Genomic DNA, 15801 nt, shown 5'->3' on the forward strand with positions numbered 1-15801 from the left:
GTGCTAGTGTCCTCCGGCGCGCTGGGCGGCGATCGCGGCGGTGCGCTTGAGCAGCACGCCGGCGGTCTTGATGCGATAGGCGATGGTGCCGCGCTTGTCGTCGATCGGACGGCAGGCGGCACGGCATGCAGCGGCGGCGGCCTCCAGCGCTGTAGCGTCGAGTTTCGAGCCGATCAGCGCCTTTGCTGCCGGTTCAACCAGCAGCACAGTCGGCGCCACCGCGCCGAGGCCGATGCGGGCCGCAGTGCAAACGCCGTCCTTCAAGGTCAGGCTGACGCCGATGCCGACCACCGCGATATCCATCTCGGTGCGCGGGATCATCCGCAGGTAAGCGTCGCCGGAGCCCGCAGGCCGCGGCGGCAGCGCAAAACTGACGAGGATCTCGCCCGGCTTGAGGTTGGTCCGTCCCGGCCCGGCCGGCACGTCCTCGACCTTGATCTCGCGGCGGCCATTCGGGCCCTGCACCGTGACGATTGCGCCCGCCGCGATCATCGCCGGCACGCTGTCGCCGGCCGGCGAGCCGTTGCAGAGATTGCCGCCGGCGGATGCGCGGCCCTGCACCTGCTTGGAGCCGATCAGGTTCACGGCCTCGAGCACGCCGGGCCAGACCTTGCCGAAGCGTGCGTGCTCGGCGAGCTCCATGCCGGAGACGGCAGCACCCACGCGGAAACCGCCATCGGCGGCCTCAGTAATCTCGGTCATCTCGCCGATCTTCTTGATGTCGACGATCAATCCCGGCCGCACCAGGCCGGCGCGCATTTGCACCAATAAGTCGGTACCGCCTGCCATAATGCGGGCGGCACTCCCGGCGGCAGCAAATGCGCCAATCGCTTCATCAAGCGTGCGCGGTGCTACGTATCGGATATCGGTCATGTGGCTTTTCTGGACTCCCTCGGCTGCTTGTTCCCATAATTCGCGGGCGTGTGGCCTTATTGCTGGCCAGCAGATCGCAAGCCTACACGGCAGAGCACGCTCCGAACAGCCGTCGAGGTGCGGTGGAAAGCGCAGGCTCCTATGCAGGATGCGCGCTTGCGCGGCCCCGGCGCAGCCCGCGCCGAAGCGGCGGTCATGGAACGTTCACGTCCAAAGCCCCGGCGAACCCGGCTTGTGCGCATCCGAGACGGGCGGCATGGGGCTTGCTTGCGTTGAGCAGCGGATTGGTGAAGCATGCCGGCCGCTGTGGCATGCGTGCCGGCGCAACGACAAATCGGGAGACGGCGAATGGTCGATGTTTCGCGCAGAACGCTCCTCAAGCTCGCGGCCAGCGTGCCGCCGGCAATCGCGGTCCCGGCCATCCTCCCATCGCGCGCGATCGCCGCGGCCAAGGGCAAGACCATCACCGCGGTGATGCATTCGGACCTGCGCATCATCGATCCCGGCTTCACCACCGCCTACATCACCCGCGACCATGGCTACATGGTCTACGACACGCTGCTCGGCATCGATGCGAGCTTCAAGGTCCGGCCGCAGATGGCGGAGTGGACGATCTCCGACGACAGGCTCACCTACACCTTTACGCTGCGCGACGGACTGAAATGGCACGACGGCGCGCCTGTCACGGCGGAGGACTGCATCGCCTCGCTGAAGCGCTGGGCCACCAATGACGGCACGGGACAGAAGCTGATGGACTTCACGGCGGCGCTCGAGGCTGCCGGACCCAGGACCATCGTGCTCAAGCTGAAGGAGCCGTATGGCCTGGTGCTGGAGAGCATCGCAAAGCCTTCCTCCTATGTCGCGTTCATGATGCCGAAGCGGCTCGCCGAAACGCAGCCGGGCAACCAGATCGCCGAACAGATCGGCTCCGGCCCGTTCAAGTTCTTGACCGCCGAATTCCAGCCGGGCGTCAAGGCGGTCTACGAGCGCAACGCCGATTACGTGCCGCGCAAGGAGAAGCCGGAATGGACCTCCGGCGGCAAGGTGGCGAAGGTCGATCGCGTCGACTGGATCACGATGCCCGACGCACAGACCGCGATCAACGCGCTGCAATCCGGCGACATCGATTTCCTGGAGCAGCCGTCGATCGACATGGTGCCGGTGCTCGAGACCAATCCCGACCTGACCGTGGCCGTGCTGAACAAGTTCGGCTTCCAGATCGAAGGCCGGATGAATTTCCTGCACCCGCCGTTCGACAACCCCAAGATCCGCCGCGCCGCGTTCCTGGCGATGAACCAGAAGGACGTGCTCGACGCCACCGTCGGCAATTCCAAATATTACGAGATCTGCGGGGCCTTTTTTGCCTGCGACACGCCGCTCGCTAGCGACGCCGGCGCGGAGACGCTGATCAAGGGCAACGGCATGGCCGAGGCCAAAAAGGCGCTCGCCGCCTCGGGCTATGACGGCACGCCGGTCGTGATCATGATCCCCGGCGACGTGCAGACGCTGAAGGGACCGCCGACCGTCGCGGCGCAGCTGTTGCGCGCGGCCGGCTTCAACGTCGACGCGCAGGTGACGGACTGGCAGACCGTGGTCAGCCGCCGCGCCAGCCAGAAGCCGCCGAAGGAAGGCGGCTGGAACATGTTCTTCACCTTCACGGGCGCCACCGAAACGATGAACCCGATCGTCAACAACCAGATTGCCGCGAACGGCAAGCGCGCCTGGTTCGGCTGGCCGGAGAACGCCAAGATCGAGCAGATGCGCGACGCCTTCGCGCGCGCGACCGCCCCTGAAGCCCAGAAGCAGCTCGCAGTCGACATCCAGACGGAGGCCTATGAGCAGGTGATCTATATCCCGCTCGGCCAGTTCCGGATGCCGAGCGCCTGGCGCAAATCACTGACCGGCGTGCTGGACGGTCCGGCGCCGCCGGTCTTCTGGAACGTCGACAAGACCGAATAGAACCGGCGGCGCGATTTTTCGCGCCGCCCCACCTCTCCCCGACGGGGAGAGGTACCTGCGCGTCACTGGCCGTTGGTCCGGCGCGCGGCCTTTGGCGCCTCGTCCTTCAGCTTCTCCAGCGCGCCGGGCATCATCTGCCCGAACATCGAGCTCAGCATCGCGGTCGGAATCAACCCTGCATTGCTGTTCTCCTGCGCGGCGCCGCCCGACATCAGGAACTGCGGCACCAGCGGCTGGTTGATCCGGGTCAGCGCGTCGGCGAACTTCGCGAAGTTCTGCTCGGCCAGCCGGTACTCCGGCCCGCCATAGGCATCGACCGACAGCTTGGTCGCCTGCGCGTTGGCGGTGCCGACCGCAAGCACCCGGTCAGCCTCGCCCTGGCCTTCGAGCCGCGACTGCTCGCCGACCGCGGCCGCCGTCACCTTCCTCGTTTCGGCATCCTTCTGCGCACGGGCGAGCGCGGCCGCGCCCTCGTTCTCGTTGACCTTGACCTGGATCAGCGATTGCGTCAGCGCCGACTGCGCCGCCGCCGTCGCCTTGGCCTCGTTGAGCGTGCGCTCCTGCACCGCGGCCTTCTCCTGCTCCTGATAGGTCTCGATCTGCTCGCGCGCGATCTGGCGCGAGCGCAGCTGGATCAGGATGTTCTCGATGGTGTGGTCGCCGGCGGCGGCGCGCGGCGTGCCAATCAGGACCTCCTGGAGGTCGAGCGAATAGCCCTCGAACTTCGCCTTCATCAGCCGCGCCGATTCCTCCTGGATCGCGGCGCGGTTCTGCAGCAGTTCGATCAGCGTCATCTTCTGCGCGATGTTCTTGAAGAACGCGCTGACCATCGGGTCGAGCGTCTGCTCGACCAGCTTCTTCACGTCGCCGAAGCGCTGGATGATCATCGGCGCCTTCTTGTAGTCGATATGCATCACCACCGAGAGCGGCAGCGTCGGCTCGAACGCGTCCTTGGTGATCAGCGATATCTCCGACAGGTTCTAGTCGAGCTTCATCGAACCGACCTCGCCGCGCACCCATTTCAGGATGAAGTTGACGGTCGGGATGATCTCGATCTTGCCGGCATAGGTGTTGAAGGCGTATTTGCCCGGCAACAGCGGGTCCTTCCAGACGCCACGGCCGCCGTTGAGCACCAGCTCGCCGTGGCGATACTGCTCGCCCGAAACGTCGTCGGTGCGCGGGCCGGTATAGAAGATCACGACGCCGACATTGCCGACCGGGATCACCGTCTTCGGCACCGCCTCGACGGTCGCGAACAGGCGGTTGATGTACCAGGTGCCCTCGACGATCACCTGCAGCTGCCGGCCGCGATAGCCGCCGCCGCGCAGGAATTTCTCGGGCTCCTGGAAGTTGTTGTGGAACGTCTCACCGTCGCGCAGCTCGGTGCCGACCTCCGGCGCGATGATCTCGCCCGGAGGCAGCGACGGGCCGTCATGCACGGTGACGATGCCGACCAGATCGTGATCGGCCGCCAGCACCACCGGCGCAAAGCCCCAGCGCTCGGTGATCGTGAGCTGCATACCCTCGAGCACGCCGCGTTCACGCTCGCTCAGCGCGTGGCCGTAGACGCGCTCGTCGGTAATGATCGCGAACTGGGTGGTGTTGATCGCATAGGTGCCCTCGCGCAGCACCTTGCGCTGCGGGCCCTTCTGGCCGTCGCCGAGCAGGAAGCGGCGCACGTCCTGGAAGTCCGATTTGTCCTCGGTATCGTTGGCACCGAGCACCTGCGACGACTCCAGCGCCGCGCCGTCGCGCGCGAACACATAGGCGATCTTGCCCTGGCCGACGGTCACGAGATCCGAGCGGTGAATCCGGTACATGAAGGGAAACAGCACATGCAGGCCGCCGCGCAGCACTTCGGGCTCGTAGCCGGCCTCGCCGTTCAGCGCGATGAAGCCGTCGTCGATCGAGCCCTTCAGCGACCACAGCTTTTCGACGATACCGACCTGATTGTTGGGAATGTAGCGAAACACGTTTGATACGCGCAGCAGGATCACACATGCGACCGCTGCAGCGATCCAAATGGCAGGCTGGGTTAAACCTGAACCATTAAGAAAACCGAGGAAGTCCATAGTCCATCTCCACAATTCGCAACTGGGCGGTTTGGGAGCCCAAACCTGCACCCAAGAATTGCGGTGCGGAAATGTGGTGCGCGGCTTTATCCGCGCAAGGCGGTGAATATTGTTCGCTCGGCCAATCTTTTTTTGATGACGGGATGAACCGCCGATCGAGTCGCGTGACATCGATTGGCGCGATCAATTTGCTGCGATTGCATATCGTTCGCAGCGCGCCGGCGCGCCGCGCTTGACACGGCGATGGCGCGCAAAGGGCTCGCTTTCCCGGACGATGAGCTCACCCCTTTACAGGAACGTGGTTCGTTGATCAGCCGGGAATATTTCCACGCCGCTTCGGGCAAAACGCCCAACGACATCGCGGGACCGCCTGCGCGTGCCAATGCTATGGAGTCTGTTCGCTGAACCGGCGCGTCGCGAGAGCCGGCATGGAAGCACGCAGATTCTACCACGAGGAAATGCTTGCGCGGCAGCAGGCTGCCGAGAGCCGGCGCCTAGGTGGTGTGGACTCTAGGGATTCCTTTTTAGGAGCAAATCAGATTCAAAGCTGCTTTTGGGAGGCAGTCTTGGGTGTGATGGAGCGGTTGGTTTTGAGCGATGCGGCGTGGGAGCGGATGGCGCCGCTGATCATCGGTCGGCCTGACCAGAAGGGCTCAACGGGACGCGACAACCGGATGTTTGTGGAGGGCGTACTTTGGATCGTGCGTACAGGCTCTCCCTGGCGTGACCTTCCGGAGGCGTTCGGCGACTGGCGTGTTCCGGCGCTTTAGCCGGTGGAGCATCAAGGGAGTTTGGGCACGGATTTTCGAGGCGATGTCGGACGATCCGGACTTCGAATATCTGATCGTCGACTCCACCATCGTCCGGGCGCATCAGCACGCCGCCGGAGCGAAAAAAGGGGGTCTGAAGATCAAGCGCTCGGCCGCTCGCGCGGCGGTCTGAGCACCAAGATACATCTGGCCGTCCGAGGCCTGGGATGCCCGGTGCGGTTCACGCTGACCGCAGGCCAGAAGGGCGACGCGCCGCAAGCTGCCGAACTGATCGAGGGATTGCCTGCCGAGGTCGTTATGGCTGATACGGCCTACGACGCCGATCATTTGCGCCAAGCCATCGCAGCCAAAGGGGCACTCGCCGTCATCCCCAACAACCCGTCGCGGGCACTCAAACATCCGCTCGACAAGCATCTCCATGCCCAGCGCCATCTCGTGGAATGCTGCTTCAGCAAACTCAAGCAGTCCGTCGCGTCGCAACCCGCTTCGAAAAAACCGCCCGAAATTACCTTGCCGTCGTCACTCTCGCAGCCATCGTTCTATGGATGCGATAAGTGTCCACGCCACCTAGAGCATGATCCGGAAAAGTGTGTAGCGGTTTTCCGAAAAGATCATGCTCAAATCAAAGAGCTAGAGCGGGATGACGGTTCGAAGAAAAGTCATTCCGCTCTGGTCGACGGTCGTACCACGCCTGCCACAACCCGGTGCGCTTGCTGACTCGTCTTCATGACCGCCGACCCTGGAGCCACGCGATGCCTAAGAACCGGTGGAGACCGGCAATCGGAGTTGCGGTCATCGGCCTCGCTCTGTTCGCTGCGGCCGACGTATACGCCGAAGGCCGCAAATACGACCCCGGCGCCGGCGATGCCGAGATCAAGATCGGACAGACGATGCCCTATAGCGGCCCGGTGTCGGCCTTCTCCGTCATCGGCAAGGTGCAGGCCGCCTACTTCCGGATGATCAACGACGGCGGCGGCATCAACGGCCGCCGGATCAACCTGATCTCCTATGACGATGCGGCAACGCCGGCCAAGACGGTCGAGCAGGTTCGCAAACTGGTCGAGCGCGACGAGGTCCTGTTCACGTTCCAGGGCGTCGGTAACGCCTCGAACATCGCGGTGCAGAAGTATCTCAACGACCGCCATATCCCGCAGCTGTTCGCGGGTGGGCGCGCCACGCGGTTCGAGGATCCGGTCGGCTTTCCCTGGACCATGGGATTCGCGCCGAACCTGCGGACCGAAATCCGCATCTATGCGCGGTTCATTCTCGACAATTATCCGAACGCCAGGATCGGCCTGCTCTACCAAAATGACGAGAGCGGAAAGGAATATCTCGCGGGGCTCAAGGACGCGCTCGGCGCGCGGGCGCCGGACATGCTTGCGTCCGAAGCCCCGTATGATGCGACGGACCCGACCATCGACTCGCAGGTGGTCCGGCTCAAGGCCCCAGCGGTCGACGTGCTGATCGACATGGCCTCGCCGAAATTCGCCGCCCAGGCCATCCGCAAAACGGCCGAGCTCGGCTGGCAACCGCTACATTTGCTCGGCGTCGGTTCGTCCTCGATCGACGCGGTGCTGGTGCCGGCTGGAATAGAGCATGCCAAAGGGCTGATCTCGGCGAGCTCGTTCAAGGAGGCTGCCGACCCGACCTGGGCTGACGATGCGGGCATGAAGAACTGGCGCGCATTCATGGACTCCTATTATCCGGACGGCGACAGGAAGAGCCTCTTCACGGTCTACGGCTATAGCGCCGCCGAGCTGCTGGTGCATGTGCTGCAGCAATGCGGCGACGACGTCTCGCGCGACAACATCATGCGCCAGGCCGCCAGCCTGAAGAATGTGAAGCTCGATCTGCTGCTGCCGGGTCTTGCCATCAATACCAGCCGCACCGACTATCGCGTGATCAAGGAGTTCCGGATGATGCGCTTCACCGGCGAACGATGGGAGCCGTTCGGGCCGATCGTCGCCGACTAGAGTATCGGTTCTGATTGAATCAGAGCCAATACTCCAGCTTGTTGTTTTGACGCGTTTTCTTCACGCGAGCCGGTGTCCACTCCGCTCGAAAACGCCTTAAAGCGCGATGAGATTGGGTTGAATCGTCATCGCGCTTTAGCTCTTTGTTCAAGCATGATCTCCGCGCAAACGCGTTCCGCGTTTGTCGCGAGGGAAAACCGCTTCGCGCTTTTCCGGATCATGCTTTAGCGCGAATGTCTTGGTCGCTTGAGTTCGGCGACTCGAAACTTCCCGGCGGCGTCCAGGCTGCTGCAAACCCAGTAGGCTCTATTTCGGTAATCGCCCAAGAACACTTTGGTCTCGACGCAGTCTACGTAGGATTTGTAGGTGAGGTTGTCTCTGCACGTTGACGAGAAAGGCCCATGTGCTTGTCCGCCCGCCGACTCGCTACATCCAACCCAAGGGTCTTTGCCGTGTGGGAGGCTTGATTCACAACCACCGTTGCAATTGCTGGCGACTTTCTCCAGCCTGGCAATCCTCCCCAATATTGAATCTGGCGCTGGCGATGGCGTTCGAGCGGTTGACGGTTGAGCGGTTGCCGATGGCGCTTGACGGGTTGACGATGTCCGGCGAGATGCCACTGTGTGTTCCGCCTGCTTCGGCCTATTTGGCCTTGCTGCCTCCTTCGGCGCATCGACCGTGATGCCGGGAAGCGGGTTGGCGGAGCCTGTTGGTGTTTGCGACGCTGCCGGGCCACACAGCAAGACAGTTGAGAAGAAAGCGACAGCGGAGGGCGCGACAAGCCTCGACGACAATCTCATGACCATGTCCTCTGGAGGACGGACATCCCGTCCCAATTGCGTTACCACGCATACTCAACTAGCCGAAATATCCGAACCTGGCCACTGAGGGTCAAAGGGATTTCTACCGATGGCCGCCATTGACATGGTTGCCGAGGATCATGCGGACACCTGGCCCAAAGCCGTTGCCGTGTCTGATCTTGGCCCACAACCGACCGGCTTCGATGTCGCCATTTTGACGACAGCGGACTCGGGTTTTATGAGTACGCGCCCTATCTCGGATGCCACCAGCGTCCGCCGATCACGACGCCTTCGGATGCGATCTTGCGATCGCCCGTCAGGTGCTCGCCGACGACGTCGACATAGTCGAACTGCCCTTCCCTGATCGAGATCAGCGTGGCGTCGCCGACGCTGCCCGGCTTGAGGCTGCCGAGCTCCGGACGCCGCAATGCCATCGCGGCATCGACTGTGGACGCAGCGATCACGTCCGGCAGCGGCATCCCCATGCAGAGGAACTTCGACATCGTCGTCACCTGGTCGAACGCCGGGCCGTCGATGCAGAGCTGATGGATGTCGGAGGAGATGGTGTCGGGGTAAAAGCCGTTGGCGAGCATCGCGCGCGCGGTCTTGAAGGCGAACGAGCCCTTGCCGTGGCCGATGTCGAACAGCACGCCGCGCTCGCGCGCCTCCAGCACCACCTTCTTCACCGTGCCTTGCGCGGTCGCGGGCGTGTTGGGGAACGGACGGAACGCATGGGTCAGCACATCGCCAGGGCGCAGGCGCGCCAGCACCTCCTCATAGCTCGGCGGCGGGTGGTCGATATGCGCCATCAGCGGCATGCCGACCTGTTCCGCAACCTCCAGCGCGATCTCGAGCGGCACCAGCCCCGAAGTGCCCGAGGCGAACAGACCGACCCGCACCTTGATGCCGACGATCAGGTCGCGGTTCTCATCGGCGACGCGGGCGGCGTCGACCGGGTTCATCAGCCGCAACTCCTCGCTCTCGCCGACCATCACCCGGTCCGAGAAGCCGAAGATGCCGGCATGCGAAACATGCAGATAGGCGAGGATGCGGACCTGGCTCGGCTCGATGACATGCTTGCGGAAGCCGGCAAAATTTCCGGGGCCGGCGCTGCCGGTATCGACCGAGGTGGTGACGCCGCAGTTGCGGCAGAATTCCTCCGCGTCGATGCCGAGCGAGGTGCCGCCCCAATAGACATGGGTGTGCAGGTCGATGATCCCGGGCGTCACGATCAAGCCGGAGACATCACGCACGTCGGTTGCGGGATCGGCGACAAGCCGCTGTCCAACCGCAGCAACCTTGCCGCCCGAGAACGCCACGTCAGTCACGGCATCGAGCTTTTGCGACGGATCGATCACGCGTCCGCCGCGCAGAATCAAATCGAAAGGCATCGTCATCTCCGGATTCCAGTCCGGCACGATGGTCGAGATCGCCGGTGCCTGCAAGCGGCTCAGCCGGCGCGGGCCTCATGGGAAACCGGCGCGGTCACCGTCGCCTCATCCGCGCTGTTGTCCGCCCCCTCATCCGCCGCCTTGGCCGACGCGACGATCGCCGCAATCGCCGGGTTCTGCGCCGCCTCCGAGGCAGCAATGGTCTCGCGGGCCCAATGGTAGGAGGATTGGAAGATCTCCTGATGGCGGTCGAAATCGGTCACGTCGATGCCATCGGGCGTCGGTGGGCGCATCACCATGTCGAGCGGCGTGGTCGGCAACGTATCGTAGCGTTGATGGGCGACGAGGCTCCGCCACAGCACGTTGACGGCGCTCGGCGCGGCCGGGAGCGATTTCCTCCGGAACGGCGTCAGCAGGGACGCAAGCAGTTCAAGACGTCCCGGCAGCTTGGCATAGTCGACGTCGAACAATTCACTGGCCGGCTCGCCGAAATGGACCACCAGATTCGGGCCGCTCTTCAACTGATGCATTTGCGCCAGCGGCACGTTGTCGACGAGACATCCATCGACCAGCATCAAGCCGTCCCTTGTGTAAAACGGCGGCAGCAGACCGGGGATGGCGCTCGATGCGCGCACCGCCTGCCAGAGCAGGCCGGTCCGGATCAATTCGAGACTGTGCGTCGAAAGATTGGTCGCAACCGCCGCGAACGGCCGCCAGCAGTCCTCGATCCGGCAGTGATGGCCGTACTGATCGGCAAGCGCGGAATCGAAGGCCTTGTGATCCAGCAGTGCGTAGCGCGGCCAGGTCGGACGACGGAAGCTGCGGCTGGAGACGAAGATCTCATGCGTGCCGCGCTCGAGATGCTCGGCGTCGTAGTTCTTGGCAAAGCCCGCCGCCATCGCCGAACCGACGCTGGTGCCGACGAAGATGTCGAACATCACGCCGCGCTCACGAAACGCCTTGTAGATTCCGACATGCGCCGTGCCGAGGCTGCCGCCGCCACCGGCGACAAATCCGACGGCGCGCCCGCAGAGAAAGCGGACCAGGCTGTCGATATCGATCATGTCCTCGAGCGCGACTTGGTGGTGCATGAAGCAGGGCAGTCGCATCAGCCAGGCCGCGGTGCCGCTGACCTCGTTGCGCCTGATATCATGAACACGGACGAGGCGTCGCGTTGACGCCGGATGCACCCCGCAGGCGAACCTTTCGATCTCCGTCAGATCAGGCGCAGGCGCATGGCCACGGCAGGCGAATACGACGAGGTCAGCCTGGCGGATGGTTTTTCGCGCCCACTCCGATGCGTCAGCTCCACCGAAATAGGCCACCAGCGGCGCGTCATACTCGATCCTGTTGAGCCAATCGGCCACTTCGGATGCATCCAGCGGGCGGCCGGGAAACATGGCCTGAACTCGCGCGAGGTCGACGATCTCGGCACCGGCGGCGGCAAGGCTCTGACGCATGCGCTGTTCAAAGGCCGCAGGCACCGGCTCCCGTCCGCCGGAGATCAGCGCGACGGTGCGTGCCTTCGGCGACGCCCGGGCGGGCAACAGGCGCGCGGTCTGGATGGCAAACCGCTGAGCAAGAGCGGCAAGCAGCGCCTCGACGATCTCAGGCGTTTCCTGCACAAGCGTCGCATAGGCCGCACGTGTCAACACCAGCACGCTGCTATCGCGGATCGCGATCACATTGGCCGTGCGCGGGATGTTGGCGAAGAATCCGATCTCGCCGACCAGTTCGCCGGCGCGGAGCTCCGCAATCGGTTCAGGATGATCGGTCCGGTACACCGCGAGCGCGCCGTGCAGCACCAGAAACAATGCGTCCGAGGGGCCGCCCTGCTCGACCAGCAACTGGCCACGCACGAGGTCTTGCCGGGTCATTGCGCCGATGGCGATCAGCCGCTGCTCCGCGCTGAGCGTTCTGAACAGCGGGAAGTCCTCGGACACGTTTCCCCACGCAGACGTTGCACTCGGCGGCACACGGTTCGATTGCATGCGCCGATGTTAGCCCCGGGCCGCCGTCCCGGCGAGCGATATCAGGGCCATACCGGCCTCACCCTCGCCACTATTGTTGGGAGCACTGCAACAGGATTTGCAGCACCGCATTCGCCGGGCTCACTCCACCAATTCCGGCCACGGCACGATGGTCGACTTCACCGTCTTCATGGCCATCGCGTCCGCGACCGCCTGCGCGACGCCCTCCTCGGTGAACGGATAGATCGTCTGCATATCGAGCCAGGGATATTTGTTGCGGGTGCGATAGAGCATGTCGACGCCGAGCGGCAGGTCGTTGCCGGTAAAGCCCCAGGAGCCGAGCACGTTGAGGTCCTTGGTGCAGATGCGGTGCCACGACGTGTTGATGGAGCCGGCATCGGTGAACTGGCCCATCTCGACATAGGTGCCGCCGTCGCGCAGCATCTCGATGCCTTCGGGGCCGGCGGTCGGATGGCCCGAGCAATCCATCACGAGGTCGGCGCCGAAACCGCCGACGATATCGCGCACCGCCTTGATCCTCTCCTCCGGCGTCCTGAGCGCTTCGATATCGACGGTCGCCTCGGCGCCGAACTTGCGCGCCAGCGCCAGCCGCGGCGTCTCCGGCGCACCGACGCAGATCACGCGCCCTGCCCCCATCTCCTGCGCGGCGGCGACCGCGAGGATGCCGATCGGGCCCGAGCCCTGGATCACCACCGTATCGCCCCAGCTGAAGCCGCCGGCGCGGGTGGCGCGGTTGAAGGCGCGGATGCAGGAGGTCAAGGGCTCCGAGAGCGCGCCCAGCCGCAGCGACATGTCGTCGGGCAATTTGTAGATCTTGGTGCCCGGCAGCATGTCGAGATCGACATAGACATATTCGGCCCAGCCGCCCCACATATGCGGCGGCTTGTCGAAGCCGAGATAGCGGCCGTAATACACCGGCGTCAGGCACTTGTTGGCGCTTTGCGGGTAGTGAATGCAGTAATAGCAACGGCCGCACGGCATCAAGGGCGGGATCATCACCTTTGATCCCACCTGCAGCGGCTTGCTCATGAAATCTTCTGAAAACTCCGGGCCGCATTCGACGATCACGCCGCCGAGCTCATGGCCGAGCGTGAACGGCCATGGCAGCGGCTTCGGCCAGTGCCCCTTCAGGATATGCAGGTCGGTGCCGCAGACGCCGCAGGCGCCGACCTTGATCAGAGCCGCCTTTTTGCTGACATCAGGCCATGGCACGGTGCGGATCACCGGCTTGGCGCCCGGCCCCTCATGCGTGCAGACGCGGATCTGCTCCATCGGTTCGTCCTCCCTGTCCTTGTCGTTGGGCCGGGTTCGGCCGTGCCGACTTTAGGTCAGGACGATCGGGATGTCATGAAGGCAGCTTAAAGCGGCAGCCTTAAGCGGATAGGCTTGTAGCATCGCGGGGAAAGGCACGATGAATCCAGGTATCGAAGGTATCGTTGGCATGTACGTCAAGCTGGGCGAACTGGACACGCTCGAACGGATGAAGGAGCATCGGCAGGGCTTGCTGGAGCAATGCGTCGATACCGAGCATTTCAGCTTCGATGTGACGCGGTCGATCTACCGGAGCGACCTCGACGTGATCGAGGCCGGCATCGAGAGCCTCTCGGGCGAGATCACCGGCCATGTCGACGCCTTCAACGAAAACAGGATCGCCGGCTGGGCGCTCTACGACCAGCACCCCGACAAGCGGGTGAAGATCGATATCTACTTCAACGGCGACCACGTTGCCGAAGTCGTGGCCGATCAGTTCCGCAATGATCTTCTCAAGCTCAACAAGGGTGACGGGCACCATGCCTTTGTGTTCGTGCCGCCAAGCGGGTCGTTTCAGCCGCCCCTGCAGCTCGAGGTCCGCGCAGCGAACAGGAAAGTCCTGAAAGCGGTGACTGTTGAATAGGCAGTGAACGCCGCGATCAATCGGCGCCGAGATCAGATGACGGTGCGGCCCGACAAGCTATCGAGCCGCTCTGTCAGACACAACCCAGTCATCATTCCCAAATAACCTGGGCGAGCTTGTTTGCGCTTTTGGGCGTCCAACGCGTCATGTGCCCATTTGCCGGGCGCCTCGACCTGTAAGTGAAGAGGTCATAGCCCCTCTCCACGATGATTTCCGAGACCTCGACGAAGCCCAGATCGTCTTCCGGCGTCTTGACGCTGTGAAAGGTCGTGTCGCTTTCAATTGGGGCGCCATCGGCAACCGTCAACGCAATTGCTCCCTCTCCATCCCGGAGCGGCTTGCAGATCGGAACCAAGCGCGCCTCAAAATTCGTTGGATGGTAAGCCCGCAGCCGCAGGTTCTTGTAGAATTTCCTGTCGCCCTCGATTTCAAGAACGCCCTTGCACGCCGCGGAATTGAGCAGCATGCCACTTAATGCACTGATGCTTCCGACCTTCAGCTCATAGGTCTTTCCCCGTTCAAGACGCACCCCTCTGAATTCGATCAGGGATGTCTTGTAATTTGCCGGGGCAGCCGCAAGCCGATCCTGCAGGTTGATCACCTCGAACCGGGTGATCGGGAACATCCGGTCCACCTCGATCATCGGCATCGCACGAATTGCGCTGATCAGCTCCTTCATGCTGTCGGCGATGAGTTCCGAGAGTTCCACGCCAGGATGGCTCGGATCCTTGTAGAGGCTTTCCGGACGTCTGGTTCCATCTTCGAGAAGGTGGGTGATGCAATCGCGCACATCCAGATAGAACCATTCGTTTCGTTCAAACACCGAGATGCAGTTCGAGATCAAATGCTTGGAGAGCTCCACGGTGCTGACCGGGATGCAGACGAAGATCGGCTCGCATCCATTCTTCTTGGCGCTGTGCCCGATCCACTCGATCCATTTCACCACGTCGTAAAGCCCGATCGCACCGGCCGATAGCAGCGAGTAATCGATCGCGCACATGTCAATGATGCAAAATTCCGCGTTCCGAAAGAACGAGCGACTAGCAAAATAGGGGCCAAGCAGCGATGGGCTCGCGCCGACGCGTCCCATCGACACCACTTCAACCGGCTGATGACGATCTAAAAATTTGTTGAAGAAACCTTCCTTGAGAATGCTGTTGGATTGACCCAAAATCGCGATCCTAGTCGTCATTCCACTCCCCAACGGCTGTCAGCATATGCTCAGACTTCGACTTCGAACCATCCCGCTTGCATTGTCAATCGTTGCAATGGCCACGATCTCATCAGCGAGTGCCGCGCCATTGAGCGGACCCGCATGCGATGAGGCGGACCAGCAGATCGCGTCAACGCCGACGATCCCCGACTCCGCAAATGCGCTTCGGCGCGATCTGAAGAACGTCAGCTCGCTGCCTGCCCAGGCCTCGATCGTGATGCTTGGCGACTCGCTGGTCGAAGCCTGGCCGGAAGACCTCACATCCTCGCTCGCTGCGGGACGTCCCGTCCTGAATCTCGGGGTCGGTCGCGATCGCATCCAGAATACGCTGTGGCTGCTGACCTCGTTCGAACAGCAGCTCAAGCGCATCCAACCTCAGTCCGTGATCCTGCTGCTTGGCACGAACAACATCTACCTGGACAAGCCGTGCGGCGTCCGGCTTGCCTTTGACCACCTATTTGACCGCATCAGCCGGATCTGGCCAAAGGCTCGTCTGGTCCAGATTCTCATCTTGCCGCGCGGCCCAAATATGACGGGCGCAAAGGAAAACATTTCAGCGGTCAACGCATCGCTCTCGTCGCGAGAGAAGTCGGTGCAGAAGTACCGCGTCCTCGATGCATCGGCGATCGCCTGCCAGAACAGCACGCCCTGCGCCAACTACCGCGAAGACCTGCTTCACCTGACAAGGACAGGATATGAGCAGTTGACGCAGATCGTCAGGACAAACCTCAGCAGCAACTGAGCCGTTTCACGGTCCCCGGAGTCACGACAGGCCAGGTCAAGCCGCCGGAGATGCCAATGTCGGCTGCGACATGACGGACGTTCGCGGCCAATTGACAGCGACGAGCGCTTCACCGCAACCTGC

The 15801-nt window shown here is 63.0% G+C and carries 9 protein-coding genes and 2 pseudogenes; 5 read left to right on the top strand and 6 right to left on the bottom strand.

The features are described from left to right. Positions 1–3: 3 nt before the first annotated feature. Complete coding sequence (locus G6P99_RS29480) at positions 4–864, bottom strand: FAD binding domain-containing protein (RefSeq protein WP_029080104.1); 861 nt, start codon at positions 862–864, stop codon at positions 4–6. Between the two features lie 357 nt (positions 865–1221). Between G6P99_RS29480 and G6P99_RS29485 the strand changes: the two genes are divergently transcribed. Then, a complete protein-coding gene (locus G6P99_RS29485) occupies positions 1222–2832 on the top strand; it encodes an ABC transporter substrate-binding protein (protein ID WP_029080103.1) in 1611 nt (536 codons plus the stop codon). Between the two features lie 62 nt (positions 2833–2894). Here G6P99_RS29485 and G6P99_RS29490 read toward each other — a convergent pair. Continuing rightward, positions 2895–4904: pseudogene (locus G6P99_RS29490) on the bottom strand (SPFH domain-containing protein). 566 nt (positions 4905–5470) lie between these two features. On the opposite strand from G6P99_RS29490, the pseudogene G6P99_RS29495 reads away from it, so the two are divergent. Together G6P99_RS29495 and G6P99_RS29500 are read left to right on the top strand one after the other, a co-directional pair. Continuing rightward, positions 5471–6228 (top strand): annotated as a pseudogene (locus tag G6P99_RS29495) (IS5 family transposase). Between the two features lie 198 nt (positions 6229–6426). Then, positions 6427–7647, top strand: coding sequence for an ABC transporter substrate-binding protein (locus tag G6P99_RS29500; protein ID WP_165124380.1), 1221 nt, complete (start codon positions 6427–6429; stop codon positions 7645–7647). Positions 7648–8698: 1051 nt separating this feature from the next. Here the strand turns inward: G6P99_RS29500 and G6P99_RS29505 are convergent. The 3 genes from G6P99_RS29505 to G6P99_RS29515 form a co-directional block, all read right to left on the bottom strand. Continuing rightward, positions 8699–9838, bottom strand: a complete 1140-nt coding sequence (locus tag G6P99_RS29505; protein ID WP_029081509.1) for an amidohydrolase/deacetylase family metallohydrolase — start codon at positions 9836–9838, stop codon at positions 8699–8701. Between the two features lie 59 nt (positions 9839–9897). Next, positions 9898–11781: a cyclic nucleotide-binding and patatin-like phospholipase domain-containing protein gene (locus G6P99_RS29510; protein ID WP_245284701.1), complete on the bottom strand. Its 1884-nt coding sequence runs from the start codon at positions 11779–11781 to the stop codon at positions 9898–9900. Positions 11782–11949: 168 nt separating this feature from the next. Continuing rightward, positions 11950–13101, bottom strand: coding sequence for a zinc-binding dehydrogenase (locus G6P99_RS29515; RefSeq protein ID WP_029081511.1), 1152 nt, complete (start codon positions 13099–13101; stop codon positions 11950–11952). A 139-nt stretch (positions 13102–13240) separates the two neighbouring features. Here G6P99_RS29515 and G6P99_RS29520 point away from each other — a divergent pair, with 139 nt between their 5' ends. Beyond that, a complete protein-coding gene (locus G6P99_RS29520; RefSeq protein WP_029081512.1) occupies positions 13241–13723 on the top strand; it encodes a hypothetical protein in 483 nt (160 codons plus the stop codon). 91 nt (positions 13724–13814) lie between these two features. On the opposite strand, the gene G6P99_RS29525 is transcribed toward G6P99_RS29520, so the two are convergent. Beyond that, positions 13815–14915 (bottom strand): hypothetical protein, encoded by a 1101-nt coding sequence (locus G6P99_RS29525; RefSeq protein WP_156928633.1) that lies wholly within the window; start codon positions 14913–14915, stop codon positions 13815–13817. A 76-nt stretch (positions 14916–14991) separates the two neighbouring features. Here G6P99_RS29525 and G6P99_RS29530 point away from each other — a divergent pair, with 76 nt between their 5' ends. Next, a complete protein-coding gene (locus G6P99_RS29530) occupies positions 14992–15678 on the top strand; it encodes a GDSL-type esterase/lipase family protein (RefSeq protein WP_029081514.1) in 687 nt (228 codons plus the stop codon). Positions 15679–15801: the final 123 nt, after the last annotated feature.

The organism is Bradyrhizobium sp. 6(2017) (assembly GCF_011058295.2).
Lineage (GTDB): Bacteria > Pseudomonadota > Alphaproteobacteria > Rhizobiales > Xanthobacteraceae > Bradyrhizobium > Bradyrhizobium septentrionale.